Origin of the sequence: Shewanella colwelliana (genome assembly GCF_001735525.1) — a bacterium.
GTDB classification, from domain to species: domain Bacteria; phylum Pseudomonadota; class Gammaproteobacteria; order Enterobacterales; family Shewanellaceae; genus Shewanella; species Shewanella colwelliana.
Genome location: NZ_MCBT01000041.1, coordinates 145,959 through 147,852, shown reverse-complemented (window position 1 = coordinate 147,852; position 1,894 = coordinate 145,959). Strand labels below are relative to the sequence as shown.

At 40.9% G+C, this 1,894-nt stretch carries 1 protein-coding gene; it reads right to left on the bottom strand.

The window, feature by feature from the left end; all coding sequences use genetic code 11:
• Positions 1–148: 148 nt before the first annotated feature.
• Entirely contained in the window at positions 149–682 is a 534-nt protein-coding gene (locus tag BEL05_RS13000) for a hypothetical protein (protein ID WP_069671400.1), read from the bottom strand.
• Positions 683–1,894 lie beyond the last annotated feature (1,212 nt).

Genomic DNA, 1,894 nt, shown 5'->3' with positions numbered 1-1,894 from the left:
ATTGTCCGTACTAGAACAGGCAGACAGTAATAAAACACTAGAAATTAAAATAATACTTTTCAAAGTTGACTCCGTGAAACATAACGCCGCGCTAAGCGGCGAGTAATTGTTGGCTAAAATGTGGAGCGAAGCGGAACCGAGCCAGCAATTACGAATCCGCCTTTAGCGCCTTGTTATGCGTATTTTGCACATGAGATTGGCGCCATAAATACAACAAAACAGAAATTATGAATCCAACAAATATATATAAAAGGTTTTGTAATGTGTTGTATTGATCTTTGAGAGATGCAATTTGCCCATTCAATACCTTAAATTCTGCTTCTTGTTTCAATTGTACTCTTTCAAGTTTCACAGCTTTCTCTGGGGTTTGAAGCATTAAATCTTTTAGTTTAGTCAATTCAGTATCGGTAACGGCTAAACGCTCACTTAATTTTGACGCAACTAATTCTTTGCGTTGCTCATCCGACAGGTTTGTAAGAACAGTGAATTGCTTTTGAATTTCAGTTTGAGACGCTTTTAAATTAACATTTTCTAATTTAATAATAGCTATTTGGTCATTTTGCTCATGAATACGATCAGATAGCTTTTTATTGAGGATTAAAAGCTGGAATAGAGCCCAACCTATAAAGCCGATAATAAGAAACCCAAATACAGCTTTAGCTATTTCATCAATTATTGACATTTACACTCCATTTTTTAATACGCATAACGATCGTGGTTCACGAGCCGAAGGTCTCGTGAAACGGCTTGTTCTTTACTTTCGGAGAGAGGAGGTTATCGCTACTCAATCCGTGAGTTTATATTCCATGCCCTTGGGGCTTAATTAATGCCCCCTGCGGCGTGAGGGAAGCATCGCTGCTTTACTTGAAGTCAATTGCAGGTCTCTTTAAAAGCTTCGCTTTACGAGCCTTAGCAAGGGCCTTCAAGCTATCATAAATTAGGCGTTTCTTCCATCGCGTTTGGCTCTATCTAGTCCTTCGGCTAGACTTAAATATCACTTCTTTTTTGCTAAAAATCGTCTACCGCAGGTCAAGAACATTTTATTAGTGCGCATGCGCGTTTACCTCGTTGGACCAGTGAAAACGCGCACAGTTAACTATCTGTATGTAATGAACTTATCAGCATTTTGCTAAATATACCATCTGGAAAAACGCGCATGCGCGTTTTTCCAAACCTATTATCTACTTAACAAATAGTATAAGTGATTAATTCTAATGCCATTTATTAAAATCAACATGAGAAAACGCGCACGAATACAGGATAAAAATCGTTCAACATTCTTGTGATTTGAATATGACTGTATAGTTATCCAGTTTTTGGTTGGGGAGTAGTGAATTACATCTCGCTGGTGTCGCGATGAAAATTGCCATGCCAGAATGTCCGTTAGGTACTGTTCCACCGACAACGTGTTAACTCATTTTGGGGCAAAAGCACGTTAGCTTTTAATGCGTTATTAGTCCCAAATGAAGTTAAATCGAAGAGAGTCAATAACCCAGTGTAGATGCAGCTGCGGACGTTGATGGCAGGGATGCCATCGTCGAGCCTCCACGGATGGATTCACGGCGTGGAGCAGAAGTATCTGCACATGAGCCTGCCGCAGGCAATTAACTCCCATTGAAGGTATGGCCTTCAAACAACACTTAACAAATTAGATGCGGCCAAACGCAACTAAGGCTAATCCAAAAAATGCCAAACCTTCATTCCAAGGCCACCAAACTTTGGGGCAAAATCAAGTCAGTTTTTTATTCCCGCTTCCGACATCCGCCAAATCGAAGAGACGTTGAGATACCGAGTGTAGATACGCCGGTGAGCTTCCGAAACAGGGATGTTTCAGCAGAGCCTAAAGGGACTTATTCACGGCGTCTCACAGGCGTATCTGCACATCCCTCGCTGC